The organism is Microbacterium sp. NPDC090225 (assembly GCF_044772365.1).
GTDB lineage: Bacteria > Actinomycetota > Actinomycetes > Actinomycetales > Microbacteriaceae > Microbacterium.
Map to the genome: position 1 here is coordinate 117,482 of NZ_JBIVYS010000002.1, position 26,377 is coordinate 143,858.

At 70.7% G+C, this 26,377-nt stretch carries 24 protein-coding genes; 18 read left to right on the plus strand and 6 right to left on the minus strand.

The genetic code is table 11. From position 1 onward, the window contains the following. Positions 1 to 75 precede the first annotated feature (75 nt). Genes ACIQTT_RS14485 through ACIQTT_RS14540 form a run of 12 tightly spaced genes read left to right on the plus strand, consistent with a single transcriptional unit; the run spans position 76 to position 11,209 of the window. Positions 76 to 879: a sulfite exporter TauE/SafE family protein gene (locus tag ACIQTT_RS14485; RefSeq protein WP_402791516.1), complete on the plus strand. Its 804-nt coding sequence runs from the start codon at positions 76 to 78 to the stop codon at positions 877 to 879. Positions 880 to 929: 50 nt separating this feature from the next. Beyond that, positions 930 to 1,376 (plus strand): MaoC family dehydratase N-terminal domain-containing protein, encoded by a 447-nt coding sequence (locus ACIQTT_RS14490; protein WP_402791519.1) that lies wholly within the window; start codon positions 930 to 932, stop codon positions 1,374 to 1,376. Then, positions 1,376 to 1,774: a MaoC/PaaZ C-terminal domain-containing protein gene (locus ACIQTT_RS14495; protein WP_402791522.1), complete on the plus strand. Its 399-nt coding sequence runs from the start codon at positions 1,376 to 1,378 to the stop codon at positions 1,772 to 1,774. Before ACIQTT_RS14490 ends, ACIQTT_RS14495 begins: the two co-directional genes overlap by 1 nt. Continuing rightward, entirely contained in the window at positions 1,774 to 2,919 is a 1,146-nt protein-coding gene (locus tag ACIQTT_RS14500; protein ID WP_402791525.1) for a UDP-N-acetylmuramate dehydrogenase, read from the plus strand. Before ACIQTT_RS14495 ends, ACIQTT_RS14500 begins: the two co-directional genes overlap by 1 nt. 7 nt (positions 2,920 to 2,926) lie before the next feature. Next, complete coding sequence (gene pnuC, locus ACIQTT_RS14505) at positions 2,927 to 3,532, plus strand: nicotinamide riboside transporter PnuC (RefSeq protein WP_402791528.1); 606 nt, start codon at positions 2,927 to 2,929, stop codon at positions 3,530 to 3,532. Next, positions 3,529 to 4,626 (plus strand): AAA family ATPase, encoded by a 1,098-nt coding sequence (locus ACIQTT_RS14510; RefSeq protein ID WP_402791531.1) that lies wholly within the window; start codon positions 3,529 to 3,531, stop codon positions 4,624 to 4,626. Before pnuC ends, ACIQTT_RS14510 begins: the two co-directional genes overlap by 4 nt. Before the next feature lie 23 nt (positions 4,627 to 4,649). After that, complete coding sequence (locus ACIQTT_RS14515; RefSeq protein WP_402791534.1) at positions 4,650 to 6,221, plus strand: AAA family ATPase; 1,572 nt, start codon at positions 4,650 to 4,652, stop codon at positions 6,219 to 6,221. Continuing rightward, on the plus strand, positions 6,218 to 6,925 hold the full coding sequence (locus ACIQTT_RS14520; RefSeq protein ID WP_402791537.1) for a potassium transporter Kef: 708 nt from the start codon (positions 6,218 to 6,220) through the stop codon (positions 6,923 to 6,925). The genes ACIQTT_RS14515 and ACIQTT_RS14520 overlap by 4 nt, the downstream gene beginning before the upstream one ends. Continuing rightward, positions 6,922 to 8,769 carry a VWA domain-containing protein gene (locus tag ACIQTT_RS14525; RefSeq protein WP_402791540.1) on the plus strand — a complete coding sequence of 616 codons (1,848 nt, stop codon included), beginning with the start codon at positions 6,922 to 6,924 and terminating at the stop codon, positions 8,767 to 8,769. Before ACIQTT_RS14520 ends, ACIQTT_RS14525 begins: the two co-directional genes overlap by 4 nt. Next, positions 8,762 to 9,400: a phosphohydrolase gene (locus tag ACIQTT_RS14530; protein WP_402791543.1), complete on the plus strand. Its 639-nt coding sequence runs from the start codon at positions 8,762 to 8,764 to the stop codon at positions 9,398 to 9,400. Before ACIQTT_RS14525 ends, ACIQTT_RS14530 begins: the two co-directional genes overlap by 8 nt. Continuing rightward, on the plus strand, positions 9,393 to 10,811 hold the full coding sequence (locus tag ACIQTT_RS14535) for an AMP-binding protein (protein WP_402791546.1): 1,419 nt from the start codon (positions 9,393 to 9,395) through the stop codon (positions 10,809 to 10,811). The genes ACIQTT_RS14530 and ACIQTT_RS14535 overlap by 8 nt, the downstream gene beginning before the upstream one ends. Then, positions 10,808 to 11,209 (plus strand): VOC family protein, encoded by a 402-nt coding sequence (locus ACIQTT_RS14540; protein WP_402791549.1) that lies wholly within the window; start codon positions 10,808 to 10,810, stop codon positions 11,207 to 11,209. The genes ACIQTT_RS14535 and ACIQTT_RS14540 overlap by 4 nt, the downstream gene beginning before the upstream one ends. 28 nt (positions 11,210 to 11,237) lie before the next feature. On the opposite strand, the gene ACIQTT_RS14545 is transcribed toward ACIQTT_RS14540, so the two are convergent. Together ACIQTT_RS14545 and ald are read right to left on the minus strand one after the other, a co-directional pair. Then, entirely contained in the window at positions 11,238 to 12,440 is a 1,203-nt protein-coding gene (locus ACIQTT_RS14545) for a pyridoxal phosphate-dependent aminotransferase (RefSeq protein WP_402791552.1), read from the minus strand. A gap of 158 nt (positions 12,441 to 12,598) precedes the next feature. Then, positions 12,599 to 13,684 carry an alanine dehydrogenase gene (gene ald / locus ACIQTT_RS14550; RefSeq protein ID WP_402791555.1) on the minus strand — a complete coding sequence of 362 codons (1,086 nt, stop codon included), beginning with the start codon at positions 13,682 to 13,684 and terminating at the stop codon, positions 12,599 to 12,601. Between the two features lie 107 nt (positions 13,685 to 13,791). Between ald and ACIQTT_RS14555 the strand changes: the two genes are divergently transcribed. Further along, positions 13,792 to 14,310, plus strand: coding sequence for an Lrp/AsnC family transcriptional regulator (locus ACIQTT_RS14555; protein ID WP_402791558.1), 519 nt, complete (start codon positions 13,792 to 13,794; stop codon positions 14,308 to 14,310). Between the two features lie 21 nt (positions 14,311 to 14,331). On the opposite strand, the gene ACIQTT_RS14560 is transcribed toward ACIQTT_RS14555, so the two are convergent. The 3 genes from ACIQTT_RS14560 to aceA form a co-directional block, all read right to left on the minus strand. Next, the gene (locus ACIQTT_RS14560; protein WP_402791561.1) at positions 14,332 to 14,763 is read right to left on the minus strand and encodes a hypothetical protein; all 432 of its coding nucleotides are present in this window, start codon (positions 14,761 to 14,763) and stop codon (positions 14,332 to 14,334) included. Positions 14,764 to 14,839: 76 nt separating this feature from the next. Continuing rightward, positions 14,840 to 16,465 carry a malate synthase A gene (aceB, locus tag ACIQTT_RS14565; RefSeq protein WP_402791564.1) on the minus strand — a complete coding sequence of 542 codons (1,626 nt, stop codon included), beginning with the start codon at positions 16,463 to 16,465 and terminating at the stop codon, positions 14,840 to 14,842. A gap of 62 nt (positions 16,466 to 16,527) precedes the next feature. Further along, the gene (gene aceA, locus ACIQTT_RS14570; RefSeq protein ID WP_402791567.1) at positions 16,528 to 17,856 is read right to left on the minus strand and encodes an isocitrate lyase; all 1,329 of its coding nucleotides are present in this window, start codon (positions 17,854 to 17,856) and stop codon (positions 16,528 to 16,530) included. Positions 17,857 to 17,990: 134 nt separating this feature from the next. Here aceA and ACIQTT_RS14575 point away from each other — a divergent pair, with 134 nt between their 5' ends. After that, a complete protein-coding gene (locus ACIQTT_RS14575; RefSeq protein ID WP_402791570.1) occupies positions 17,991 to 19,463 on the plus strand; it encodes a helix-turn-helix domain-containing protein in 1,473 nt (490 codons plus the stop codon). 6 nt (positions 19,464 to 19,469) lie between these two features. On the opposite strand, the gene ACIQTT_RS14580 is transcribed toward ACIQTT_RS14575, so the two are convergent. Continuing rightward, the gene (locus ACIQTT_RS14580; RefSeq protein ID WP_402791573.1) at positions 19,470 to 20,972 is read right to left on the minus strand and encodes a PucR family transcriptional regulator; all 1,503 of its coding nucleotides are present in this window, start codon (positions 20,970 to 20,972) and stop codon (positions 19,470 to 19,472) included. 94 nt (positions 20,973 to 21,066) lie between these two features. On the opposite strand from ACIQTT_RS14580, the gene gabT reads away from it, so the two are divergent. The 4 genes from gabT (at position 21,067) to ACIQTT_RS14600 (ending at position 26,370) form a co-directional block, all read left to right on the plus strand. After that, on the plus strand, positions 21,067 to 22,428 hold the full coding sequence (gene gabT, locus ACIQTT_RS14585; protein ID WP_402791576.1) for a 4-aminobutyrate--2-oxoglutarate transaminase: 1,362 nt from the start codon (positions 21,067 to 21,069) through the stop codon (positions 22,426 to 22,428). A gap of 140 nt (positions 22,429 to 22,568) precedes the next feature. Continuing rightward, positions 22,569 to 23,948 (plus strand): flavin monoamine oxidase family protein, encoded by a 1,380-nt coding sequence (locus ACIQTT_RS14590; RefSeq protein WP_402791579.1) that lies wholly within the window; start codon positions 22,569 to 22,571, stop codon positions 23,946 to 23,948. Then, complete coding sequence (locus ACIQTT_RS14595) at positions 23,945 to 24,829, plus strand: universal stress protein (RefSeq protein WP_402791582.1); 885 nt, start codon at positions 23,945 to 23,947, stop codon at positions 24,827 to 24,829. The genes ACIQTT_RS14590 and ACIQTT_RS14595 overlap by 4 nt, the downstream gene beginning before the upstream one ends. Continuing rightward, entirely contained in the window at positions 24,829 to 26,370 is a 1,542-nt protein-coding gene (locus ACIQTT_RS14600) for an APC family permease (protein WP_247625135.1), read from the plus strand. Before ACIQTT_RS14595 ends, ACIQTT_RS14600 begins: the two co-directional genes overlap by 1 nt. Positions 26,371 to 26,377 lie beyond the last annotated feature (7 nt).

Here is a 26,377-nt window from a genome sequence, read left to right on the forward strand (position 1 = left end):
CCGAAGCGGTGTTCGGGCGGGAGTAGGCTGGCGGACGGTGCGGCCACGTCCCAGGGCCGCGGGAGAAGGAGAGACGTGAACGACGCGGCCACGAGACCGTTCCGCGGACCGCGGGCCTACACGACGTTCATCGGGATCGGCCTGCTCGCCGGGCTCCTCTCCGGACTCTTCGGGGTCGGTGGCGGCACGGTGATCGTCCCGTTGCTCGTGCTCCTGCTGCACTTCGACCAGCGCCTCGCCGCCGGTACCTCGCTCGCGGCAATCGTCCCGACCGCGGCGGTCGGTGTGATCTCCTACGCCGCCTCGGGTTCCGTCGCGTGGATCCCGGCCCTGATCCTCGCCGCGGGTGCCGTCGTCGGCGCCCAGATCGGCACCCGCCTGCTGCCGCGCATCTCGCAGACCGCTCTGCGGTGGGGCTTCGTGGGCTTCCTCGTGGTCGTGATCGTGAGCCTCTTCCTCGTGATCCCCTCGCGCGACGCCGTGTTCGAGCTGTCGTGGGGCACGGGGATCGCACTCGTGGCGGTCGGGGTGGGAACGGGCGTGCTCGCCGGTCTCATCGGCGTCGGCGGGGGAGTGATCGTCGTGCCGGTGCTGATGCTCGCTTTCGGCACGAGCGACCTCGTCGCCAAGGGCACGTCGCTGCTGATGATGATCCCCACGGCGGTCTCCGGCACGATCGGAAACCTGCGCACCCGCAACGTCGACCTGCTCGCCGCCGCCATGATCGGAGTCGCCGCCTGCACGACGACCGCTCTCGGCGCCTGGCTCGCGACGCTGATCGACCCGGGGGTCGGAAACATCCTCTTCGCGGCATATCTCGTCGTGATCGCCGTGCAGATGGCACTGAAGGCGATCCGGGGCCGCAAGAAGAAGGACTGACCGCACCTGCGAGCAGGGCGGCTGTCGGCGACCCTCGATAGGATCGAGGGGTGCCAGTGAACTCAGAACTGGTCGGCCGGGAGTTCCCGCCGACGCCCCCGTACCTCGTCGGTCGTGAGAAGGTGCGCGAGTTCGCTCGCGCCGTCTTCGCCGATGCTCCGCAGCACACCGACGTCGAGGCGGCCCGCGCGGCCGGCTTCGCCGACGTGGTCGCGCCCCCGACGTTCCCGATGGTCATCCAGGACCTCACGCTCCAGCAGCTCCTGGGCGCCGAGGACTCGGGCATCGTGCTGGCCCGTACGATCCACGCCGAGCAGCGCTTCGCGTACACGCGGCCGATCGTCGCGGGCGACGAGCTCAGCGCGCAGCTGCGGGTCACCGGCATCCGCATGATGGCCGGAAACGCGCTCATCACGAGCGAGGCCGAGATCACGGATGCCGCAGGAGCCCATGTCGTGACCGCGACCAGCGTGCTGCTGGTCGGAGAGGGGGAGTGATGGCGTACTCGATCGGAGACGTGATCGCCGAGCGCACCGTGCACCTGACGCGCGAGTCGCTGGTGCGCTACGCCGGAGCCTCCGGCGACTTCAACCCCATCCACTATCGCGACGACGTCGCGGCATCCGTCGGGCTGCCCGGCGTGCTCGCGCACGGCATGCTCACGATGGGCATCGCCTCGTCGGTGGTCGTCGCGGCCCTCGACCCGCAGACCCGCATCCTCGACTACGGCGTGCGCTTCACCAAGCCCGTCGTCGTCGATCCCGAGAACGGTGCCGACGTGCACGTGCTGGCCACGATCGGCGCCGTCGACGATACATCCGCGCGCGTCGACCTCAAGGTCACCTTCGGCGAGGCCACCGTGCTCGTCAAGGCGCAGCTGCGCATCGCCGTCTGATGGGCGACGCCGAGGCGCACGAGATCACGCCGATCCCGCTTTCCGCGCTCACCACCATCGCCACGGGCGGTGCGCCCGAACGGATGCTCGACGCGACGACCACCGAGGGGCTCGTCAGCGCGCTCCGCGAGACGTGGTCGAGCGGCGACGAGTGGTTCGTGCTCGGTGGAGGGTCGAACCTCTTCGTCGGCGACGAGCGGTTCGAGGGCACCGTCATCCGGGTGCTCACCCGCGGCATCGACGAGCTGCCCTCGCCGCACGAGGGTCGCATCCGACTGCGCGCCCAGGCGGGCCACGGCTGGGACGAACTCGTCGCGTACGCGGTCGAGAACGGCTACGCGGGGCTCGAAGCGATGAGCGGCATCCCCGGCACCGTGGGTGCCGCCCCCGTGCAGAACATCGGGGCGTACGGTCAGGAGATCCAGGAGACCCTCGTCGAGGTCGAGCTGATCGACGCGGCGACCGGCGAGATCTCGACGGTTCCCGCCGCCGAACTGGGCCTCGGATTCCGCACCTCGGTGCTCAAGCACCACTACGGCAGCGAGCCCGAGCGGCGTGCCGTGATCCTGTCGATCACGGTCGACCTGCTGATCGCGCGGGAGCGCATCGTGCGCGGCGAGCAGTTGCGCCGGGCGCTGACCCTCGGCGACGACGCACCCGTGCCGCTGTCGTGGGTGCGCGAGCGCATCCTCGCCACGCGCGCCTCGAAGGGCATGCTGTGGGATCAGGTCGATCCCGACACGCACGGCGTCGGGTCGTTCTTCCAGAACGCGATCGTCACCGAGACCGTCGCACGCGCGCTTCCGCCCGAGTGCCCGCGCTGGCCGGTCTCGCCCGACCTCGACACCGTCACGGTCATCCCTCTCTCCTCCTACGGCGGTCTCATCCCGGCACCGGCGCGCGAGGTGGCCGACGTGAAGGTCAGCGCCGCGTGGCTCATCGAGCAGGCCGGCATCCGCAAGGGATTCAAGCTGCCGCGTTCGCGCGCCTCGGTCTCGACCAAGCACGCGCTCGCCCTCACGAACCGGGGCGGTGCGACCGCCGCCGAGGTCGCAGAGCTCGCGCGCTTCATCCAGAGCCGGGTGCACAGCGAGTTCGGTCTCGTGCTGCAGCCCGAGCCGGTGCTCGTCGGCGTCGAGCTCTAGGCCCGTCGTGCTCGACTGGTTGATCGCCGAGTGGCAGCAGGTGCTCGGTTTCGTGACGGGGGCCGTCTGCGTGCTCCTGGCGGGGCTCCGCAACGTCTGGACGTATCCGATCGGCATCGCCAACAACGTCGTGCTGTTCGTTGTCTTCCTCGGAGCGGGCGTCTACGCCGCCGCCGGGCTGCAGGTCGTCTACCTCCTGATGGGCGTGCACGGCTGGTGGCGCTGGACGCGGGGTGAGGAACAGAGCCGCACGTACATCGCGAGCACTCCGCGTCGTGCGGTGCCGTGGCTGGTGCTCGCGGGGATCGCCGGCGCCGCCGTGCTGATCTGGGTACTGACGTCGTTCACCGACTCGGAGGTCGCGGTCGCGGATGCGCTCACGACCTCGGCGAGCCTCGTCGCGCAGTACATGCTCAACCGCAAATGGATCCAGAACTGGTTCGTCTGGATCGGCGTCGACGTCGTCATCATCGGCATCTCGATCGTCACCGGTCTGTGGGTCATCGCGGCCCTCTACCTGCTCTTCATCGGCCTGTGCGTGTTCGGCTACACCTCGTGGCGGCGAGTGGCCGCCGGGGAGCGCGACCGCGAGCGCGTCGAGGCGACCGCGTGACCCCGACGCCCCCGCGCCGCCAGGGTCACGGGCTCGTGATCGGCAAGTTCTATCCCTTCCACAGCGGGCATGCGCACCTCATCCGCGAGGCCGAGCGTCGCAGCGAGCGCGTCACGGTGCAGGTGCTCGGAGCATCGGTCGAGTCGATCCCGCTCGAGACGCGGGCCGACTGGATCCGCGAATCGCACCCCGGGGCGCGGGTCGTGGCGGCCATGGACGACGCCCCGGTGGACTTCGACTCGGATGCCGCGTGGCGCGAGCACCTCGCCGTGATCGAGTCGCTGCTCGACGAGCCCGTCGACACCGTCTACTCGTGCGACGCGTACGGCGGGGAGCTCGCGCAGCGCCTCGGAGCGCGCTGGGTGCGGATCGACGAGGGCCGACGGATCAATCCCGTGTCGGGCACGGCGATCCGCGCCGACCCCGCGGCGCTCTGGCACGAACTCGCGCCGGCCGTGCGGGCGTCGCTCACTCCGCGGGTCGTGGTGCTCGGCGCCGAATCGACCGGGTCGACGACGCTCGCCGAAGCTCTGGCCGTGCACCTCGGCACGCTGTGGGTACCCGAATACGGGCGGGAGCACTCCGAAGTGCGCGAGGGCGGCCTCGAGGCTCCCTGGCGCAGCGACGAGTTCGACCTGATCGTCGACCGGCAGATCGCCCTCGAGGACCGGGCGCTGCGCCGCGTGCCGCGCCCGGTGCTGGTGTGCGACACCGATGTGCTCGCGACCGCACTCTGGCACGAGCGCTACGTCGGCACGATCGCCGAGCGCCTGCACCGCGCCGCCGACCGGCACCGGCCCCTGCTGTACGTCCTCACGGGCGACGAGATCCCGTTCGAGCAGGACGGCATGCGCGACGGCGAGCACATCCGCCACGGCATGCAGCAGCGCTTCCGCGACGTGCTCGCCGCGCAGCCGGTGCCCTGGCTGGAGGTGCGCGGCGACGTGCCCGCGCGCGTGGAGGCCGCGGCATCCGCTCTCGAACCGCTGCTCGCCGCGCACCTGAGCTTCGCGATCCCGCTCGAGGCGCGCCCGATGGACGAGCAGCGCGCCCTGCAGCGGCGATCCGCGCAGGGGGCCGCGGGGGAGGCCTGAGCCGCCGCCCGTAGGATGATCGCATGTCCGATCGCTGGAGCCGCGTGTCCGCATCGCCCACCAACCCGGGAGCCGATCACGGCGTCGGGCAGATGACCGCCGAGGAGCTCTTCCGCCCGGCAGCGGCGGCGACCGCGGTGCCTCTCGACGAGAAGCTGCGTCAGGCGTACTATTGGATGGTCAACCGCGCCGTCATCTCGCCGTACTACGACATCGAGTTCTCGCACGGCGACCCGCTCTCGATCGCGCTCGGCGATGCCGATGCCCGGGTCTCGTTGCCCACGCAGGCATCCTTCTCGTCGAACGTGTTGCTGCCACTGCTCACCTTCGCGGTCGGTGGCAAGTGCCTGCTGATCGGTGGGCCGGGTCGCGGCAAGACGACGGTCGCCGTGCTCATGGGCGTGCTCGCCGGCACCGGTGCCGACGACGTGCGCAGGGCCGTGCAGCAGGGGCAACCGCAGCTCACGGTCAGCGACCTCGTGGGCATTCCGCTGCCGCGCGACCTCGTCGAGGCCGAGAAGCTCAGTGACATCCGCATCGCCTGGCGGGACTGGCTCGGCCTGCCGGTGAAGATCATCGACGAGTACAACCGCATCCCCACCAAGACGCAGTCGGCGCTGCTGACGATGGTCGCCGAGGGATACGTCGAGAGCCATGACCAGATGCGGCGCACCGCACCGCACGGCGGCGTCGAGAGCTGGTTCTTCACGGCGAACGACGACGCGGGTGGCGGAACGTTCCCGGTGATCCAGGCGCTCCGAGACCGCATGGACGTCACGGTGCAGGCCGCGGGCTTCAACAGCCGCTTCCTCGACGAACTCATCACGCGGGTCGAGGCGGGCGAGAAGCCCGAGGAGCACGTGCCGACCGAACTTCGATTCGACGCGGCCGAGCAGGAGCGGATGCGCGCCCTGATCCGCGCCGTGCCCATCCCCGACGGCGTGCGCCACCGCCTGCGGTTCTTCCTCAGCCACTTCGAGTTCGTGCAGCACGGCGGACGCCGCTTCGAGTACCGCACGAAAGACGTCGTGACCACCGCGGGTGGCAGCGTCGGCGAGGTCATCGAGGCGAACAGCGGGGCCGACCTCGAGGTCGACCTCGGCGCCCAGACGCGCAACGGCCTGTCGGTGCGCGCCCTGCAGACGCTCATCCTCTACGCGAAGGCGATGGCCTGGTTCCGGGGAGCGGATGCCGTCGAACTCGCCGATATCGCCGCGATCCTGCCCTTCGTGCTGCGGGGCAAACTGCTGCCCAACGACACCCACCCGCGCTTCGACGTGGGCGCCGAGCGCGAACTCGCCACCGACACGGTCAGCTGGTTGAACGATCTGTTCGTGCAGTCGTGCCGCCAGTACGACATGCTCGGACGTGATGCCGATGACCCGGTCGCCACGCTCCTCGGCGAGCTCGACCGCGGACTCGACGGCGTCTCGGCCCTCGACGTCTCGCGTCGGATCACGGCGATCGAAGCGCAGCTGCGCCGCATCGCCGGCATCGGCAAGCTCTACGGTCGCGACTTCGACGACGTGATCGCGCTCAAGTACCTTCACCAGCGCTACACCGCCTTCGCCCGCTGGCAGGAGACCCGCGGGTGATCCGCCGCCCGCTGCAGCTCGCGAACGCGCGGGACTCCTTCCCACCCGCGTCGCCGCCCGACCTGACGGCCGCCCGACTCGACATCGCCGCCGCGATCGAGGGCGTGCGTCGCGCGCACGGCGAAGTCGGGCTGTTCGTGCGGGCGCTCGCAGCGGGGTTCGCGGAGGATGCGGATGCCGCGGCCGATCGCGAGCGGGCCCTCGACCTCGTCGCGATCGCGGCGTGGCGGTCCGGCGCCCTGGCCCTGCGCACCGATGCGCTGACCCGGCTCGAACGGATCGAGGCTGCGGTCGAGCGGCGGGCGGCCGCCGCGACCCTCGGCATCGGCATCGAGCTGCTCGAAGCCTTCCTGCGCCGACAGTGCACCGACCGCTTCTGGTGGCCGGGACGCGCGGACGAGCGCGGCTACGTGCTCGCGACCGGCGGTTTCCGCGGAGTCGGCGGCGCCTGGATCCGTCCGCCCGACCGGGTCGTGCGCCTCGCGGATGCCGGAGCGTTCGCGTTCCTCGTCGCGGGGGAGTGGTGGCGTCTCGACGCCGACGTGTGGGGCGCGCGGTTGACGGTATCCGTCGAACCCGAAGCTGCGGCATCCGGACCTGCGGCATCCGATCCCGCGGCATCCGCACCCGCAGCCGACGGTGTGAGCGTCGTCATCGGCCCCGACACCCACCTCGCCTGGGTGCACGTGCGAGACGCCGCGTGAGGACGGGCAAGGTTCCCCGCGTAGCGGTCGATGAGACCGTGCGCGCGGCCTGGGAGCGCGCGCTCACGCTGTGGGGTGTGCGACTGAACGACCCGATCGTGCTGCCCGGTGCGCACGCGAAAGCCGGGGCGCCCGCCTGGTTCACCTTCCCGCCGTCGGTCTCGATCGACCCCGACTACCTCGCCGGCCGCGGCCTCGCAGACGAGCTCTGGAGCATGCTGGCGCACGAGGTCGGGCATCACGTGCTCGCCCCGAGCACCCGGATCGACGGGCTCAAGGTGCGGCACCAGATGGCACGGGCTCTCGCGGCGGTGTCGCAGCGTGCGCCCGCGGCATCCGACATCGGCCTGCTCGCCAACCTCTGGAACGATCTGCTCGTCAACACCCGGCTCGCGCAGTTGCAGCGGGCCGAGGCTGATGCCGCGGGCGAGGCGGGGATCATCCGTCTCGGGCGTGTGCTGTACCCCGCGCCCGCCGGCAGCGTCGACCGCCTGTGGTGGGTGTACTGCCGGGCCTACGAGATCCTGTGGCGGCTGCCGGCCGGCACGCTCTGCGCGGTCGACGCCCCGCCCGCCCCGCCGCCCGCCATCGCGCACGAACAGTTGCCGCCGCTCGACACGATCGCCGAGCGGCACCGCGAGAAGGAACGCATCCTGCGCGAGCGCAAGGCCGAGAGTGCGCGCATCGCTGCGGAGCTCGCGGGCGCCCGCACGACGAATCCCGTGGTCGACGCCGCGCTGGTCGCCGACGCCGTGCGCACGTTCGGCGCCGACCCGGTGTCGGGTGCGGTGCGATTCGGGGTGATCGCCGCGCCCTACATCGCCGAACGGCAGGATGCCGCACGCGAGGTACCCAGCGTCAGCGGGGTCGGCTGCGCGGCCGACGAGAAGGGGCCGAGCGCCGAGGAACTCGGGCGCATCCTCGCGGATCAGCGTCTGCGCGGCGACCTCCCGGCGCACCCGGGGGCTGTCGAGGCGGAGGCGCAGGAGGGCGACGACGCGTCGCCGCAGCCGGGGCAGCGCCTCGACGTCGCCCGCACGCTGGGGCTGTACTCCGGCCTCGATCAGGCCGAAGTGCTCGCCGCCTGGTATCGCACCGAGGCATCGAGCTGGGTGCGCCCCTACACGCGGCGCGCGCCGGCGCAGCCCGCCGGTGGCCTCCCCGGGCCGCTCGAGCTGTGGGAGACCGGAGACGCGATCGGCGACATCGACTGGGTCGCCACCCTGCGCGGTGGCCGCGTGATCCCCGGGGTGACCACGCGGCGCCGCTCGGAACTGGACGACGACCCGGTCGTGCGCGAGACGAGCATCGAGATCGACCTCTACATCGATTCGTCCGGGTCGATGCGCAACCCCCGCGCCGGGTCTCCGGCCGTTCTGGCCGGCACGATCCTGGCCCTCTCGGTGCTCCGCGGAGGAGGGCGCGTGCGGGTGACCAGTTTCTCGGCTGCCGGGCAGGTCGCCGGCATGGAGCGCGCCAGCCGCGACCCCGCCGAGATCGTCGGTGCCCTGTGCGTGTTCTTCGGCGGTGGCACTTCGTTCCCGCTCGATCTGTACGGCTCCCGGTACGCGGCTCTGCCGCGCGCGACCGACGAGGTGCAGCGCCACGTCGTCGTGCTCTCGGACGACGGCCTCGTGTCGATGTTCGGCGTCGGGAACGAACCCTTCGCCGGCGTCGCCCGCGCGGTGAAGGAGAAGCTCACCACGGGTACGCTCGTGCTCATGGACCGACTCCACCGCGTCTCCGACCTCGCCTGGCGCGACGGCTACGACGTGGTGTACCTGTCGAGCATGGACGACGCCCCGGCGGCCTGCGCCGCCCTCGCGGAGCGGTTGCATGGCTGAGAGGGACACGGGAGAGAACGAGCGGACGTCGACGGACGATCTGCTCGCAGCCTGGAGCGAACGATCCGGCGGCGAGCAGGAGGCGTGGGCTCGGGCTCGCCCCGGCCCCGCACTCGACGGGATCGCGGCCCGGCTCTCGGCCGTGCCGCAGATGTTCCTCGACGACCGCGTCTCCGTGCGCGCGCTCGCGGGCGACGTGCTCGGGATGGCGCCGGCCTGCGTGCCCTTCGCCGCCGACGAGCGCGTGCGGCGGGGTGCGGCGATCGCGCTCTGGATCATCGCGAGCGAAGAGCTCGTCGCCCCCTTCTCCTCCCCCGTGGGAGGGGGCGCCGCAGCGCTCGCGGTCGACGCGCTCGCGCTGCGGCTCGCCCCCGTCTCCGACCCGCTGACCTGGATCTCCGACGACGAGCGGCGCATCGAGGCGGCGCGCACCTTCCTGCTCTGGCGCGGGTACCTGCCGCAGGGCGAGGACGCGCAGACTGCCTCATCGCTCCTCGCCGCGGTCGACTCCCTCGCCCGTGACAAGGCGCTCGCCGACGCCTACGAGGGGCACCGGCATCGCGCCGAGATCGCCCGCAAGCTGCAGGAGGCGCGTCGCAAGGAGGCGGCGGCGCGGTACTCCAGTGAGTGACGCCGCGGGGCTCGGAATTCCCACCCATCCCCACGCTGTCCGTCCGGACGCCGACGATCCCGACACCGTCGATCCGCTCGCGCTCGCCGAGTACGCCCCCGGGGCGGCAGCGGTGCTCACGGATGCCGAACGCTGGCCGACCCTCGACGACGCGGGGGCCGCCCGCCTCGCCCGGTGGCGACGGCATCCGGACGCCCCGCGGTGGACGCACGCGACCGGTGACCGGCTGAGCGCTGCGCAGGTCGAGCGGGTGCGGCATCCGCTCCCGACGGAGGGGTGGCTCGCCGAGCACCTGACCGTCGTCCGCCGCACGCTGCGGCATCGGGCGATGCCCGCGGATGCCACGCTGGCCGAATATCCGACCACCCGACGCGCCGACCTCGTCGCCGACCTCGGCGCGCACGTGCCGCTCGACGCCGACCTCTCCCGGATGCTGCACGGTACGAGCTCGGGCTCGACCGGGGCCGCGCTCCTCATCCCCGACGACGTCGAGGAGGTCGCGCGCGGTTTCCACCTCCTGCGCGCGCTGGCCGCGCAGGAGGGCGTGACCCTCAGCGAGGACGGGGAGCGGATGGCGGTCGCGAACCTCGTCTTCCAGCGTCAGGCGTTCACCTACGTCTCGGTCATCAGCAGCTTCGCGCACCGGGCGATGGCCCGGCTCAACCTGCACGTGTCGGCGTGGCCGGATGCCGACGCCCGACGACGGTTCCTCGCCGACGCCGACCCGCAGATCCTCAGCGGGCATCCGACCAGCCTCGCCGAGCTCGTCGATGCGGGACTCGACGGGGTACTGCATCCGTCGGTGATCTTCTCGGGGGCGATGGCCCTGTCGGCCCCGCTACGCGCGCGGCTCGAGCGCGCGTTCGGATGCCCCGTGATCGACGTCTACGGCCTGCACGAGACCCGGCCGATCGCCGCGCGCGCCGACGACGGCCCGTTCCGGGTGCTCGATCGACGCGTGCTCGTCGAGGTGCTCGATCCGCGGCGCGACGTCGCGGTGGCCGACGGCGAGGTCGGTGAGATCACGGTGACCGCGGGGGAGAACCCACTGCTGCCCCTGGTGCGCTATCGCACCGGCGACTTCGGACGGCGCGTTCGACTGCCCGACGGCGGGGTGGGGATCGCCGATCTCGAGGGCCGCGAGAACACCCGCTTCCGCGCGGGCGACGGGTCGCTCGTCGCCAGCGTCGACCTCACCCAGCACCTGCAGGCGCACGGCGCCGAGGGCTGGTCGGTCGTGCAGGGCGACGACCGGGTCGTGCTCGCGATGGTCGCCGGGGGAGATGCGGAGGCCATCGAGGCGGCGCTCTCCGCGCTGCTGGCGGTGCCGGTCGAGGTCACCGCGGTGGCGCGGGTGATCGACCTCGGCGAGGGCAAGCCGCGTCGCTACCGCAGTACACTCGCGGGATGAGCGGACTCATCCCCTACCTCCTCTTCCCCGGCAACGCCGCGGAAGCCTTCGCTCACTACCAGGGCATCTTCGGCGGCGAGCTCCAGCTCTTCGACTACGCCGAGCTCGGCCGCCACGACGGCCCCGCCGACGCCATCGGGCACGGCATGCTGCGCGGGGTGGTCGAGCTCGCCGGGGCGGATGCCGGGGCCGACGACGACGCGGTGCAGATGGGCGGGATGTTCTTCTCGCTGCTGGGCACCGCGGATGCCGAGACCCTCACGCGCTGGTTCGATTCGCTCGCCGCAGACGGCCGGGTCATCTCGGCGCTGACCACCCGCCCGTGGGGCGACGTCGACGGGTCGCTCGTGGATCGCTACGGCATCCGCTGGTTGATCGGATACCACCCGGAGGAGTGAGCCTCCGCCCGGGTGGCACCGTCATGCCTCAGGAGGCGAACAGGCGCTGCAGGCGCTGGATGCCTTCGAGCAGTGCGTCGTCGCCGAGCGCGTACGACAGGCGCAGGTAGCCGCTCGGGCCGAAGGCCTCGCCCGGAACGACCGCGACCTCGGCCTGCTCGAGGATGAAGTCGGCGAGCTCGAGCGACGTGGTCGGGGTGACGCCGCCCCAGGTGCGACCGAGGAGGCCCTGCACGTCGGGGTACACGTAGAAGGCGCCGAGCGGGTTCGGCACGACGATGCCGTCGATCTTCGACAGCTCCGAGACGATGAGCCGGCGACGGCGGTCGAAGGCTTCGCGCATCTGCTCGGCCTCGGTCTGCGGTCCGTTGAGGGCGGCGATCGCGGCCTTCTGAGCGACGTTGTTGACGTTGCTGGTCAGGTGCGACTGCAGGTTGCCGGCGATCTTGATCGCGTCGGTCGGGCCGACCATCCAGCCCACGCGCCAGCCCGTCATGGCGTAGGTCTTCGCAACGCCGTTGACGAGGATCGTCTGGCCCGCGACCTCGGGGACCGCCTCGACGATCGAGACCGCCTTGGTGCCTTCGTAGGTGAGGTTCTGATAGATCTCGTCGCTGATGACCCAGATGCCGTGCTCGAGGGCCCACTCGCCGATCGCCTTCGTCTCCTCGGCCGTGTACACCGACCCGGTGGGGTTCGACGGAGAGACGAAGACGAGCGCGGTCGTGCGCGGGGTGCGGGCGGCTTCGAGCTGCGCGACCGTGACCTTGTAGTCCTGGTCGGCGCCCGCGAACACCTCGACGGGCGTGCCGTCGGCGAGACGGATCGCCTCGGGGTAGGTGGTCCAGTACGGCGCCGGCAGCAGCACCTCGTCGCCGGGGTTCACCACGGCCTGGAACGCCTGATAGACCGACTGCTTGCCGCCGTTGGTCACGATGACCTGGCTCGGCGAGACCTCGAGGCCCGAGTCGCGCAGCGTCTTGGCGGCGATCGCCTCGCGCAGCGCCGGCAGGCCCACGGCGGGCGTGTAGCGGTAGCTCGCGGGGTCGGCCAGGGCCTCGGCCGCAGCATCCACGATGAACTGCGGCGTCGCGAAGTCGGGCTCGCCGGCGGCGTACGAGATGACGGGCTTGCCCTCCGCCTTCAGTGCCTTGGCCTTCGCGTCGACCTTGAGGGTCGCGGACTCGGCGATCGCGGACAGTTTGCGGGAGAGAGGAGCGCGTTCGGTCACGACTACGAGCGTACTCGGGGGCGCGGGCGTTGTGCGGGCCGCGACGCGAGCAAGATCGTCGGTTCTTGACGTTGAGGCACCCGGTGAGGGGGTACAACACGCCCTAACGAGGCGTGCGCGCGAGGCGTGTCGTGACCCCTCACGAGAGTGGAGGAGGCTCAGAGCCCGTGGGCGATGGCGACGGCCTCGAGGGTGATGCGCCCGGCCTGCACGTTCAGGCCCTTCGCGAGCGACGGGTCATCGGCGGATGCCTGCGCCCACCCCTTCCCGGCGATCGCCGAGACGTAGGGGAGGGTCGCGTTCGTGAGCGCACGGGTCGCGGTCTCGGGAACCGCGCCGGGCATGTTGGCGACGCAGTAGTAGATGGAGTCGTGCACCGCGAAGGTGGGGTCGTCGTGGGTCGTGGGGCGCGAGCCCTCGAAGCATCCGCCCTGGTCGATCGCGATGTCGACGAGCACCGAGCCCGGCTTCATACCGGCGACCATGTCGTCGGTGACGAGCTTCGGGGCGGCTGCACCCGGGATGAGCACCGAACCGATCACGAGGTCCGCGGTCGCGAGCTCCTCGGCGATGTCGTAGCGGCTCGACGCGCGGGTCTGGAGCGCGCCGCCGTAGCGGTGCTCGAGATCGCGCAGGCGCGGCAGTGAGATGTCGAAGACCGTGACCTGCGAGCCCAGGCCCAGAGCGTTCGCTGCGGCGTGCTCGCCCGCGACGCCGCCGCCGATCACGACCGTCTTGGCGCGCGGGGTGCCCGCGATGCCGCCGAGCAGAAGCCCGCGGCCACCGTTCGAACGCAGCAGCGAGTACGAGCCCATCGTCACCGACAGGCGGCCGGCGATCTCGCTCATCGGCACCAGCAGCGGCAGGCTGCGGTCGGGCAGCTGCACGGTCTCGTAGGCGACGGCGGTCGTGCCGGCGGCGACCAGCGCCTCGGTCAGCGGGCGATCGGCGGCGAGGTGCAGGTACGTGAAGAGGGTGAGGTCGGGGCGCAGGAAGCCGTACTCCTGCGCGATCGGCTCCTTGACCTTGAGGAGGAGGTCGGCCGCGCCCCAGGCCTCGGCGGCGGTGTCGACGATCTCGGCACCGACGGCGCGGTAGGCGTCGTCATCGATGCGCGACCCGAGTCCGGCGCCGGACTGCACGAGCACACGGTGTCCCTCGTGCACGAGACGGTCCGCGCCCGCGGGGGTGAGCGCGACACGGTTCTCGTTGTTCTTGACCTCGGTCGGCACGCCGATCTTCATCGATACTCCACTGCTCGGGGGCGGTTGTTGCAGAACAGGATCGCAGAAACATCGGCGGGACAACAGATTCCGCGAAGATCATTCGTAGATCGTCCGAATCCTGAATAATGATTCACATGGAGACGTCTACCACCCCGGATCGCCCGAACACTCTTCGGGCGCCGGCGCTCGACCCGGTCGACCAGCGCATCGTCGCGCTCCTCGCGGAGGACGGCCGCATGACCAACGCCGAGCTCGCCGGCACGCTCGGCGTCGCCCCGTCGACGGCGCACGCGCGACTGCGATCGCTCATCGAGCGCGGCGTGATCACCGGGTTCCACGCGAGCGTCGACGAGCGGATGCTGGGCGCCGGACTCCAGGCCATCATCGGCGTGAGCCTGCGCCCGAGCGCGCGCCGCGAGAGCATCGTCGAGTTCGCCGACCGGGTGCGCGCGCTGCCGCAGGTGATCCAGGTGTTCTTCCTGGGCGGTGACGACGACTTCCTGCTGCACATCGCGGTGGCGGACTCCTCGGAGATGCGCGAGTTCGTGCTCGAGCACCTCTCGGCCCAGAGCAGCGTCGCTTCGACGCGCACGAGCATCGTGTTCGACTACCACCGCAACTCGGTCGCGGCCTCGTTCAGCTGAGCCGCGGCACGAGCTTTCATGTCAGGCGCCGAAGGCGCTGGGCAGGGCGCAGTAGTCCGCGAAGCGGCGGGTCGGGGCATCCGGGTCGGTGACGTCGACGATGACGGATGCCGCGGTGTGCGGCTGTTCGTCGCCGGCGAGCTGCCAGACGGTGAAGTTCCAGAGGCCGCGGGCGCTCGCGCTCACGAGTGCCGCGGGTCCGGAGACGACGAGCACGCGGTCGCCGCGGTCGGCGCGGAACGGCGCGATCACGTCTGCGCGCAGTGACGCCTCGTCACCATCGCCGGTGTGCGCCCGTTCGACCGTCTGGCCTGCCGCGGTGAGCGCCGTGGCGAGATCGTCGGCCGCGCGGCGCGAGCGCTCGGCATCCGCTCCCGCCACCGCGAGCAGGCGTCCGCCGCTCGGGTACAGGTGCAGGAACTCGCTCGCGATGTCGCCCCAGAACTCGGTCATGTCTTCAGGCTACGCCCGAGAGCGGATGCCGCGGGCGGTTCAGCCGCGGCATCCGCTCTTCCTCATCGTCAGGACGTCAGTCGAGGTACCGGGCGTAGGCGCCCAGCGTCAGGAAGGTGGGGAACTCCTCGCGCAGCGCGACCTCGCGGAAGATCTCCGCGGCGTCGTCGAACCGGTCCCCGGCACTGCGCGTCGCCTCGCGCAGCACGGCGGAGATGAGCTCCTCGACGTACTCGGCGGTGATCGCCGTGCCGTCCTCCGTGGTGCGGTCCTGGTGGATCCACTGCCACACCTGCGAGCGGCTGATCTCGGCGGTCGCGGCATCCTCCATGAGGTTGTCGATCGCCACCGCGCCCAGTCCTCGCAACCAGGCCTCGAGGTAGCGGATCGCGACCGACACGTTGTCGCGCACGCCCTTCGCCGTGATCGGTCGGCCGATGTGCAGGTCGATCAGATCGGATGCCTGCACGTGCACGTCGTCGCGCTGCCGGTCGACCTGGTTGGGCCGGTCGCCGAGCACCGCGTCGAACTCGGCCTGCGCGGTCGGGATGAGATCCGGGTGCGCCACCCAGGTGCCGTCGAAGCCGTCGCCGGCCTCGCGCTTCTTGTCGGCCGCGACCTTCTCGATCGCGCGCGCCGTGGCCTCGGGGTCGCGGCGGTTGGGGATCGAGGCGCTCATGCCGCCGATCGCGAAGGCTCCCCGCTTGTGACAGGTCTGCACGAGCAGCTCGGTGTACGCCCGCATGAACGGCACGGTCATCGTCACCTCGCTGCGGTCGGGAAGGACGAAGCGGGCGCCGCGTCCGCGGTAGTTCTTGATGATCGAGAAGATGTAGTCCCAGCGTCCGGCGTTGAGGCCCGCGCAGTGGTCGCGCAGCTCGTAGAGGATCTCGTCCATCTCGAACGCCGCCGGCAGGGTCTCGATCAGCACCGTGGCGCGGATCGTGCCGTGGGGGATGCCGATGTACTCCTCGCTGAACGAGAACACGTCGTCCCACAGCTTCGCCTCGTCGCTCGACTCGAGCTTCGCGATGTAGAAGTACGGGCCGCGCCCCGCCTCGATCAGCGCCTGCGCGTTGTGCAGGAAGTAGAGACCGAAGTCGACGAGCGACCCGGATGCCGCGGTGCGGCGCCCCGCGCGGTCGATGAACGCGATGTGCTTCTCGGGCAGGTGCCAGCCGCGCGGTCGCATCACGATGGTCGGTGTGCGCGCGGCGGTGACGCGGTACTCCTTGCCCTCGGGGGACGTGAATCCGAGCTCGCCGCGGATCGCATCGCGCAGCGACAGTTGGCCCTCGACGACGTTCTTCCAGGTGGGGCTCGTGGCGTCCTCCTGGTCGGCGAGCCAGACCCGCGCGCCCGAGTTCAGGGCGTTGATGGTCATCTTCGGGTCCGTCGGTCCGGTGATCTCGACGCGGCGGTCCTCGAGGCCGGGTCCGGCACCGGCGACGCGCCAGGAGGCGTCGTCGCGGATGTGCGCCGTGTCGGCCCGGAAGTGCGGGTCGTGCCCGTTGCCGATCTCGAAGCGGCGGCGCATGCGATCGGCGAGCCGGTCGTGGCGGCGGGACGCGAACCGGTGGTGGAGCTCGGTGAGGAACGCGATCGCCGCAGGCGTGAGGATCTCGTCGTAGCGGTCGTGCAGCGTGCCGGTGATCTCGATCGCCGGACCCTGCAGGGTCGTGGTGGGGGGTGTGATGGTCATGATGGGTCCTTGTCTCGTGGAGGGTGCTTCGACAGGCTCAGCAACCCAGTGAAGAGGGAGAGTCAGTGGAACTGCGCGGTCTCGGTGGAGCCGGCGAGGGCGAGGGTGACGCTGTCGGGGTTGAGCGCCGTGGAGATCACGTCGAAGTAGCCGGTGCCCGCCTCGCGCTGGTGCTTGGTGGCGGTGTAGCCATCGGCCTCGGCGGCGAACTCGGCCTCCTGCAGCTCGACGTACGCGCTCATGGCGCGATCGGCGTAGCCGCGGGCGAGGTCGAACATGGAGTAGTTCAGGGCGTGGAAGCCGGCCAGCGTGATGAACTGGAACTTATAGCCGAGATCGGCGAGCTCCTGCTGGAACGTCGCGATCTCGGCATCCGAGAGGTGGCGCTTCCAGTTGAAGCTGGGGGAGCAGTTGTAGGCGAGCAGCTTGCCCGGGAACTCGGCGTGGATCGCGGCGGCGAACGCGCGCGCCAGCTCGATGTCGGGCTCGCCGGTCTCGACCCAGAGCAGGTCGGCGTAGGGGGCGAACGCCAGGCCGCGGCTGATGACCGCGTCGATGCCCGGCGTCACCCGGTAGAAACCCTCGGGCGTGCGCTCGCCGGTGGTGAACGACTGGTCGCGCTCGTCGACGTCGCTGGTGAGCAGGTCGGCGGCGAGAGCATCCGTCCGCGCGATGATGACGGTCGGGACGCCCGCGACGTCGGCGGCGAGCCGCGCCGCGTTCAGCGTGCGGATGTGCTGCTGCGTGGGCACGAGCACCTTGCCGCCGAGGTGGCCGCACTTCTTCTCGCTCGCGAGCTGGTCCTCCCAGTGGATCGCGGCGGCGCCGGCCTGGATCAACGACTGGGCGAGCTCGTAGGCGTTGAGCGGTCCGCCGAACCCGGCCTCGGCGTCGGCCACGATGGGGGCGAGCCAGTCCTGTGTGATCTCGCCCTCGCCCGTCGCGGCTTCGGCATGCTCGAGCTGATCCTGGCGCAGCAGGGCGTTGTTGATGCGGCGCACGACCGCCGGCACCGAGTTCGCCGGGTACAGCGACTGGTCGGGGTAGGTCTGACCTGCGAGGTTGCCGTCGGCGGCGACCTGCCACCCCGAGAGGTAGATGGCCTTGAGGCCGGCGCGGACCTGCTGCACGGCCTGGCCGCCGGTGTAGGCGCCCAGCGCGCGGATGTAGTCCTCGGTGTGGAGCAGGTTCCAGAGATTCTCGGCTCCACGGTGGGCGAGCGTCGACTCCTCGCGGATCGAACCCCGGATGCGGATGACGTCGGACGCGGTGTACGTGCGCTCGACGCCGTCCCAGCGGGGATCGGTGTCCCAGATCTCCTGGAGCTCGGCGGCGGTCTGGACCTGGTCGCCGGCTCGCAGACCTGCGGGGCGGGGTGCGTGCGTCGTCATGGTGTCTCCTTCGGTCGATCCGGCGGCGGTGCCGGGTGGCGTGTGATCCACTGTGGGTGAAGAACGGATGGTTCGATGACGAGTTCGAGTGTGAAGATCAGGCGAAATTCTGTTTCTGTGACAGAATCGCCGTCATGGACCCTTCGACAGGCTCAGGGACCCCGGCGGGAACCGCAGAAGAGACCGACGCCCTCACGATCGGGCGGCGCATCCGTCGCCTGCGTACGGCGCGCGGGCTGACGCTCGACGACCTCGCGAGCGCCGTCGATCGCGCGCCGAGCCAGCTGTCGATGATCGAGACGGGCAAGCGCGAGGCGAAGCTCTCGCAGCTCCAGGCGATCGCGCGCGCCCTCGGGGTGACGCTCGATGCGCTGCTCGAGGGCGAGCCGCTCGACGAGCGCAGTGCCATCGAAATCGCGCTCGAGCGTGCGATGAAGGGGCAGACGTTCCAGGCGCTCGGCATCGAGCCCTTCCGCATCGCGAAGTCGATGCCGACCGAGGCGCTCACCGCCCTGCTCGCGCTGCACGGCGAGATCGACCGCCTCCGCGACGAGCGGGCGGCGACGCCGGAAGAGGCTCGGCGGGCGAACGTCGAGCTGCGCCACCTCATGCGCCGGCAGGACAACCACTTCGCCGACCTCGAGAAGAAGGCCGCCGAGATCCTCGACGCGGTCGGCCACCCGGGCGGCCCGCTCACCCAGCGCACGGCATCCGAGATCGCCGCCTACCTCGGCTTCACCCTGCACTACGCGCCGGACCTGCCGCAGACCACCCGCAGCGTCGCCGATCTCGCGCACGGGCGCCTGTACCTGTCGAGCAGCGTGCCGGCCAAGGGCGATGCCCGTACCGCGGTGCTGCAGGCGCTGTCGAGCCGTATCCTCGGGCACTCCGAGCCGCGCAGCTACGCCGAGTTCCTGCGGCAGCGGGTCGAGACGAACTACCTCACCGGTGCGCTGCTGATCCCCGAGGCGCACGTCGTGCCGGCGCTCCGCGACGCGAAGGCCCGCCGGGCGATCTCGATCGAGGACCTGCGCGACGCGTACTCCGTCTCGTACGAGACGGCCGCCCACCGCTTCACGAACCTCGCGACGCGGCACCTCGGCATCCCCGTGCACTTCCTCAAGGTGCACGAGTCGGGCACGATCACGAAGGCCTACGAGAACGACGACGTGAACTTCCCCGCCGACCGGCTCGGGGCGATCGAGGGCCAGATGTGCTGCCGAAAGTGGACCAGCCGCGTCGTGTTCGACGAGGACGACCGATTCAACCCCTACTACCAGTACACCGACACCGGCAACGGCACCTATTGGTGCACGGCCAGGGTCGAGGCGTCGAGCGAAGGGCTGCACTCGGTGAGTGTGGGCGTGCGCTTCGACGACACCAAATGGTTCGTCGGACGAGACACTCCGCACCGCGGCGTCTCGAAGCACTCGGTCGAGGTGTGCTGCCGCCGGGCCCCGGCCGACCTCGAGGAGCGCTGGCGCGAGAATTCGTGGCCGAACGTGAAGACCCCGCGTACGCTGCTCGCGACGCTCCCGACCGGATCGTTCCCCGGCGTCGACACGACGGATGTGTACGAGTTCCTCGAGGCGCACGCGCCGGAGTGAGCGGGTTCAGTCCCGCGCCGTCTCGAGCAGTGCCCACAGCTCGGCGCGCGCCGGGAACGACGACAGGTCGATGTCGAGCAGCGTGCCCGCCTGGGCGATGCGCGAGCGGAGGGTATGCCGGTGCACGCCCAGGGCGGTCGCGGCCTGCTCGGCGCGCGCGTCGTGCTCGAGCCACACCCGCAGCGAGTGCTCCAGCCCCGACCCGGTGTCGGTGTCGTGGGCGCGCAGCGGTGCGAGGCGCGACTCGGCGACCAGGCGCGCCTCGTCGGTGGCCAACGCCGACAGGATGCTCGAGCCGACGGCATCCGCGAATCGGGCGGCGCCCATCGTGCCCCGCTGGCGCAGCGCGGTGAGGGCCTGCGCGTGCGATCGGGAGAACGCGGCGTAGGAATCGGGTGCGGAGACGCCGATACGGATGCCGAAACGCGCCGCCAGTTCGTCGATGAGTGCGTCGTCGTCGGCCGCGACGCACATCGTCACGCCGTCGTCCGACTCGGCCAGGAACGATGCCACGCCGTGCTCGGTGCGCTGGCGCTCCCACCAGTCCACGAGGGCGGTGGCGGGAGCATCGCCGGAGACGGCGACGACGATCGGTGCGACGGGCAGCGCCCCGAGCACGCGCCGCGCGATCGACGGGTCATCGGTCAGCAGGGAGCGCAGCAGTTGGGAGTGCAGGCGGCGTCTGCTGCGCGCGAGCTGCTCGCTCTGCTCGAGTGCCAGCCCCGACATGGCGATGACCGAGGTGACGACGGCGCGGGCCTCGGAATCGAGGGCATCGATCTCGAGGGCGAGCACCCCGCGCAGGTGTCCACCGCGACCGATGGTCGAGAGCAGGAAGGTGCGATCGTCGATCGTGAGCGACTGCCCGGCCTCGAGCCCGCGGGCGAGTACCTCGGTCACGCGCTCGCCCAGGGCGTCGAGTAGCCGGCGGTCGACCGCGTCGCGCGCGGGGGAGTGCGCGAGGGCGCCCGCCGCGTCGAACATCCCGGCCCACACGCCCAGCCGACGGCTGAGTTCGGTGATGATCGCATCGAGTCCTCGGGGACGGAGGGCGGCCAGGGCGAGTCCGCGCTGCGCGTCGAGTGCCCAGGAGCGCCGAGCGTAGGCTCGCGCGGCGATGGCTTCGGAATGGGCGCGGGCGATGGCGATGAAGGGGGTGCGATAGGGCACCTCGAAGAGCGGGATGCCGTGCAGGGCGCAGGCCTCGACGAGGGCGTCGGGGATGCCGGACCGGTGCACCTCCGTGCCGAAGCCGAGACCCAGCACGCCGCGGTCGGCGAGCCGGGCGACGTACGCGCCGATGTCGGATGCCGCGTCGAACTGCGTGCCGGTGGTGAGGAGGGCGAGGTCGTCGGAGAGGAACGGGGTGGGGTCGGCGAGGTCCGAACTGTGCACCCAGCGCAACGGCTTCTCGAGGGCGCCGTCGCGGAGCGCGGCCGGTTGTGACACCAGGCGGAGGTCGAGATCGCGGCGACGGAGGAGGGCCTGCAGGGTGGGCTGATCGGCCATCGGGCACCTCTCTTATACGTCTCGGCGAAGTCTCGCCACCGATTGTACAGTCGGGTGAATGCGCGATGTCGGTGCCCGGTCGTACGCTCGCGACATGGCACTCCTCGACACCGCATCCCCCGTCGTCCCCCTCGGAGGACCCGAGCTCCCCCAGGAGCGTCGCCTGGTCACCGAACTGCCCGGCCCGCGTTCGGCCGAGCTCCTTGCCCGCAAGGCGGATGCCGTCGCCGCGGGTGTCGGCCACACGGTTCCGGTCGCCGCGGTCGCCGCGGGTGGCGGCGTGGTCGTCGACGCCGACGGCAACTCGCTCATCGACCTCGGTTCCGGCATCGCCGTGACCTCGGTCGGCAACGCGCACCCGAAGGTCGCCGCGGCCGTCGCCGCGCAGGCCGCGCAGTTCACGCACACCTGCTTCATGATCTCGCCCTACGAGTCATACGTCGGCGTCGCCGAGGCGCTCAACCGCATCACGCCCGGCGACTTCGCCAAGAAGAGCGCCCTGTTCAACTCGGGAGCCGAGGCGGTCGAGAACGCGATCAAGATCGCCCGCAAGTACACGGGCCGCCAGGCCGTCGTCGCCTTCGATCACGGCTACCACGGCCGCACCAACCTCACCATGGCGCTGACCGCCAAGTCGATGCCGTACAAGAGCGGTTTCGGCCCGTTCGCGCCCGAGGTCTACCGTGCACCGATGTCGTACCCGTTCCGCGACGGTCTCGAGGGCGGGGAGGCCGCGGCCCGTGTCCTCCTGCAGCTCGAGAAGCAGGTCGGCGCCGACAACCTCGCCGCCGTCATCATCGAGCCCATCCAGGGCGAGGGCGGGTTCATCGTGCCCGCCGAGGGCTTCCTCCCCGCGATCGCCGAGTGGTGCCGCGCGAACGGCGTCGTCTTCATCGCCGACGAGGTGCAGACCGGATTCGCCCGCACGGGCCATATGTTCGCGAGCGAGATCTTCGGCATCGAGCCCGACCTGATCACGACCGCCAAGGGCATCGCGGGCGGTCTGCCGCTCGCCGCCGTCACCGGCCGCGCCGAGATCATGGACGCATCGCATGCCGGTGGACTCGGCGGCACCTACGGCGGCAACCCGATCGCCTGCGCTGCGGCCCTCGCCTCGATCGACGTCTTCGAGAACGACGGAGTGATCGAGCGCGCCCGCGAGATCGGCGAGGTCCTCACCGCTCGACTGCTCGACATCCAGAAGAGCGACGCGCGCATCGGCGACGTGCGCGGACACGGCGCGATGATCGCCGCCGAGTTCGTCGACCCCGAGACGAAGGCACCGGATGCCGCGCTCACGGCCGCGGTCGCGAAGGCCGCCATCGCGCAGGGCGTGATCGTGCTCACCTGCGGCACCTACGGCAACGTCATCCGCTTCCTCCCGCCGCTCTCGATCGGCGACGAGTTGCTGAACGAGGGCCTCGACATCGTGGCGGCGGCGCTCGCCGCGGCGTAGGTCGACGGGCGCGTTTCGCGCCACCCGGAAAACGTCCGGCCGCGACCCTGATCGGGGGATTGGGGGTCGCGGCCGGCACTCTTCACCACCGATCACCCCGACAGATTCACCCGACAGTTTCATCCGACGAAGGAGTTGCAATGGCTGAGATCACGCGAGACGTCCTCATCATCGGCGCCGGCGCCGCCGGCCTCACGGCGGCGAACGACCTGCGCAAGGCCGGACTGTCGGTCGCCGTCCTCGAGGCGCGCGACCGCGTCGGCGGGCGTCTGTGGACCGACGTCATCGACGGCGCCATGCTCGAGATCGGCGGCCAGTGGGTCTCTCCCGACCAGCAGGCCCTCATCGACACGATCGACGAACTCGGCCTCGAGACCTACAGCCGCTACCGCGAGGGCGACAGCGTCTACGTCGGCCCCGACGGCACGACCTCGCGCTTCACGGGGGAGATGTTCCCCGTCTCGGCCGAGACCGAGAAGGCGATCGCCGAGATCACCGAGCGCCTCGATGCGATGGTCGCCGAGATCGACCCCGACCGTCCGTGGGCGCACCCGAAGGCCGCCGAGTGGGACGCCGTCACCTGGGACGCGTGGCTGCGCCAGCAGACCGATGACGACGAGGCCGTGCGCAACCTGGCCTTCGCCACCGGCTCCGCGATGCTCACCAAACCCACTCACGCGTTCTCGCTGCTGCAGTCTCTGCTGATGGCGGCATCCGCGGGTTCCTACTCGCACCTCGTCGACGCCGACTTCATCCTCGACAAGCGCGTCGTCGGCGGACTGCAGCGGGTGCCGATCCTGCTCGCCGAACGCCTGGGCGACGACGTCTTCCTGAACCAGCCCGTGCGCTCGCTCGAATGGGGAGCGGCCGGGGTGACCGCCACCACCGACGACCTCACGGTGAGCGCGCGCTTCGCGATCCTGGCGCACGCGCCCGTGCTCTACAGCCGCATCTCGTTCGTGCCGCCACTGCCTCGCCGTCAGCACCAGCTGCACCAGCACCTGTCGATGGGCTTCGTGATCAAGGTGCACGCCGTCTACGACCGGCCGTTCTGGCGCGAGCAGGGGCTCAGTGGAACCGCGTTCAGCCCGTACGAGCTGTCGCACGAGGCCTACGACAACACCAACCACGGCGATGAGCGCGGCACCCTCGTGGGCTTCGTCTCCGACGCGAACGCCGACGGCGTGTTCGAGCTCTCGGCCGAGGAGCGCAAGGAGCGCATCCTCGAATCGCTGTCGCACTACTACGGCCCCGAGGCCAAGAACCCGGTCGTCTACTACGAGAGCGACTGGGGCAGCGAGGAGTGGACGCGCGGCGCCTACGCCGCCAGCTTCGACATGGGTGGCCTGCACCGTTACGGCGCCGACCTGCGCGCAGCCGTCGGCCCGATCCACTTCGCCTGCAGCGACATGGCCGGTGCCGGGTACCAGCACGTCGACGGCGCGATCCGCATGGGTCACCTCGCCGCCGAGAACATCATCGACGCGGGTCGTGCCGGCACGGCAGCGAGCGGCGCATGACCTCCGCGATCGTCGTCGGCTACACGGCGACGGATGCCGGGGCCGATGCCGCGGCCCTCGGCGCACGCCTCGCGCGCAGCCTCGACGCGACCCTCCACCTGGTGATCGTGCTTCCCGCCGAGGGGACGCGCAGCCCGGTCGTCCCGCCCGAGCGGGCGTATGAGGACCACATCCGTGCGCAGGCGAAGCGCTGGCTGGAAGACGCGATCCTGCGCCTCCCGCACGAGGTGCACAGCCGCGGTCACGTGCGGATCGCCGAATCGTTCGCCGAGGGGCTCATCGCCGCCGGCGAGGAGTTCGACGCCCGCCTCATCGTCGTGGGCGCGGCCGCCGGCAGTCTCTTCGGGCGGCACCGTCTCGGCACCGTCGCCTCCGAGCTGCTGCACTCGTCGACCATCCCGGTCGCGCTGGCTCCGGCGGGCACGGCGACGCAGGACGACCACGTCCTGCCGCGCGTCACGGCGGCCGTCGGAACCCGACCGGGTGCAGAGCTGCTGCTCGACGAGGCGGCAGCGCTCGCCTCCGACGGAGGCGTCGACCTGCGCCTCGTCTCGCTCGTGCCCTTCGACGTTCCCCCGGGACTCGACACCGGCGCGATCCGCGTCGTCGGCGAGGAGCACGCCCACGAGGTGCTCACCCGGGCGAAGGACCGTCTTCCCGACACCCTCGGTGCCGTGGTGGAAGAGGCCCCCGGAGACAGCGTCGAGGACGCGGTCTCGAATCTCTCCTGGCTCCCCGGCGAGGTCGCTCTCGTCGGCTCCAGCAGGCTCGCACAGCCGCGACGTCTGTTCCTGGGCAGCACGGCGGCGAAGATGCTGCACGAGCTGCCCGTTCCCATGATCGTCGTCCCGCGCACGCGCGGGGAAGCAGGAGACCGCTGATGAGCAGCACGAATCGGGCGACGGAGCCCGAAGCAGTGACCACCGGCCTGTCGAGCAAGGGCCTGAGCGCCGGCACCATCGGGCTCATCGGAGCCGTCGTGATCGGCATCTCGTGCATCGCTCCGGCGTACACGTTCACCGCCGCGGTCGGCCCCACGGCATCCACCGTCGGTGCGCAGATCCCCGCGATCATCCTCGTCGGCTTCATCCCGATGCTCCTCGTGGCCTTCGGCTACCGCGAGCTCAACAACCGGATGCCCGACTCGGGCACGTCGTTCACCTGGGCCACTCGTGCCTTCGGGCCGTGGATCGGGTGGATGGCGGGATGGGGTCTCGTCGTCGCAACGATCCTCGTTCTCTCCAATCTCGCCGGCATCGCGGTCGATTTCCTCTTCCTCTTGATCTCCCAGATCACGAACAACCCGGCCATCGCCGACCTCGCGAGCGTCACCTGGATCAACATCGGCGTCTGTCTGCTCTTCATGCTCGGCGCGACCCTCGTGTCGTACCGAGACATGCAGACCACGCAGAAGCTTCAGTACTGGCTGGTGGGCTTCCAGCTCCTCGTACTGGTCTTCTTCGCCGGTGCGGCGATCGTGCAAGCCGTCAGCGGCAACGGCTTCGACTATCAGCCGTTCGATCTGAACTGGTTCAACCCGTTCGCGATCTCGTCGTTCAGCGCGGTCGCCGCCGGGCTCTCGCTCTCGATCTTCATCTTCTGGGGGTGGGACGTCACCCTCACGATGAACGAAGAGACCAAGGACCCCGAGAAGACCCCGGGTCGCGCGGCCACCGTCACGGTCGTCACGATCGTGACGCTGTACCTGCTGCTCGCCGTCGCGATGATCATGTTCGCCGGCGTCGGCACGGGTGAGCTCGGACTCGGTAACGAGGAGATCCAGGAGAACGTGTTCTTCCACCTCTCCGGCCCGATCCTCGGCCCTCTCGCGTTCCTGGTCTCGCTCGCCGTTCTCACGAGCTCGGCGTCGTCGTTGCAGTCGACGTTCGTCGGCCCCGCCCGCACGCTGCTCGCGATGGGGCACTACGGTGCCCTGCCGAAGTCGTTCGCGAAGGTCAGCCCCCGCTTCTTCACCCCCGGGTACGCGACCATCGTGTCGGCGATCGTGGCCTCGGCGTTCTACGCGGTCATGCGCGTCGTCAGCGAGAACACGCTGTGGGACACCATCCTCACGCTCGGCATGATGATCTGCTTCTACTACGGGATCACCGCGTTCGCCTGCGTCTGGTACTTCCGCAAGCAGTGGTTCGACTCGGTGCGCAACGTGTTCTTCACGTTCCTGTTCCCGCTCGTGGGCGGGGCGATCCTCGCCGTGCTGTTCGTCACGACGCTGATCGACTCCATGGACCCGGCCTACGGCTCCGGTGCCCAGGTCGGCGGCGTCGGGATCGTGTTCATCCTCGGCATGATCATCATCGTCGTCGGCATCGCGGTGATGATCTGGAACGCCGTCAAGCGCCCCGCGTTCTTCCGAGGGCAGACCCTCGGCATCGACGCCCCGCCGAGCCTCCGCCGCCGCTGACACCGAC

Excerpts from the sequence above, each read along its gene's own strand:
- ACIQTT_RS14500 (WP_402791525.1), top strand. The coding sequence starts at position 1,774 with ATGGGCGACGCCGAGGCGCACGAGATCACGCCGATCCCGCTTTCCGCG.
- ACIQTT_RS14600 (WP_247625135.1), top strand. The coding sequence starts at position 24,829 with ATGAGCAGCACGAATCGGGCGACGGAGCCCGAAGCAGTGACCACCGGC.
- ACIQTT_RS14595 (WP_402791582.1), top strand. The coding sequence starts at position 23,945 with ATGACCTCCGCGATCGTCGTCGGCTACACGGCGACGGATGCCGGGGCC.
- ACIQTT_RS14540 (WP_402791549.1), top strand. The coding sequence starts at position 10,808 with ATGAGCGGACTCATCCCCTACCTCCTCTTCCCCGGCAACGCCGCGGAA.
- ACIQTT_RS14530 (WP_402791543.1), top strand. The coding sequence starts at position 8,762 with ATGGCTGAGAGGGACACGGGAGAGAACGAGCGGACGTCGACGGACGAT.
- ACIQTT_RS14560 (WP_402791561.1), bottom strand. The coding sequence starts at position 14,763 with ATGACCGAGTTCTGGGGCGACATCGCGAGCGAGTTCCTGCACCTGTAC.
- gabT (WP_402791576.1), top strand. The coding sequence starts at position 21,067 with ATGGCACTCCTCGACACCGCATCCCCCGTCGTCCCCCTCGGAGGACCC.
- ACIQTT_RS14590 (WP_402791579.1), top strand. The coding sequence starts at position 22,569 with ATGGCTGAGATCACGCGAGACGTCCTCATCATCGGCGCCGGCGCCGCC.
- aceA (WP_402791567.1), bottom strand. The coding sequence starts at position 17,856 with ATGACGACGCACGCACCCCGCCCCGCAGGTCTGCGAGCCGGCGACCAG.
- ACIQTT_RS14580 (WP_402791573.1), bottom strand. The coding sequence starts at position 20,972 with ATGGCCGATCAGCCCACCCTGCAGGCCCTCCTCCGTCGCCGCGATCTC.
- ACIQTT_RS14555 (WP_402791558.1), top strand. The coding sequence starts at position 13,792 with ATGATTCACATGGAGACGTCTACCACCCCGGATCGCCCGAACACTCTT.
- aceB (WP_402791564.1), bottom strand. The coding sequence starts at position 16,465 with ATGACCATCACACCCCCCACCACGACCCTGCAGGGTCCGGCGATCGAG.
- ACIQTT_RS14575 (WP_402791570.1), top strand. The coding sequence starts at position 17,991 with ATGGACCCTTCGACAGGCTCAGGGACCCCGGCGGGAACCGCAGAAGAG.
- ACIQTT_RS14495 (WP_402791522.1), top strand. The coding sequence starts at position 1,376 with ATGGCGTACTCGATCGGAGACGTGATCGCCGAGCGCACCGTGCACCTG.
- ACIQTT_RS14515 (WP_402791534.1), top strand. The coding sequence starts at position 4,650 with ATGTCCGATCGCTGGAGCCGCGTGTCCGCATCGCCCACCAACCCGGGA.
- ald (WP_402791555.1), bottom strand. The coding sequence starts at position 13,684 with ATGAAGATCGGCGTGCCGACCGAGGTCAAGAACAACGAGAACCGTGTC.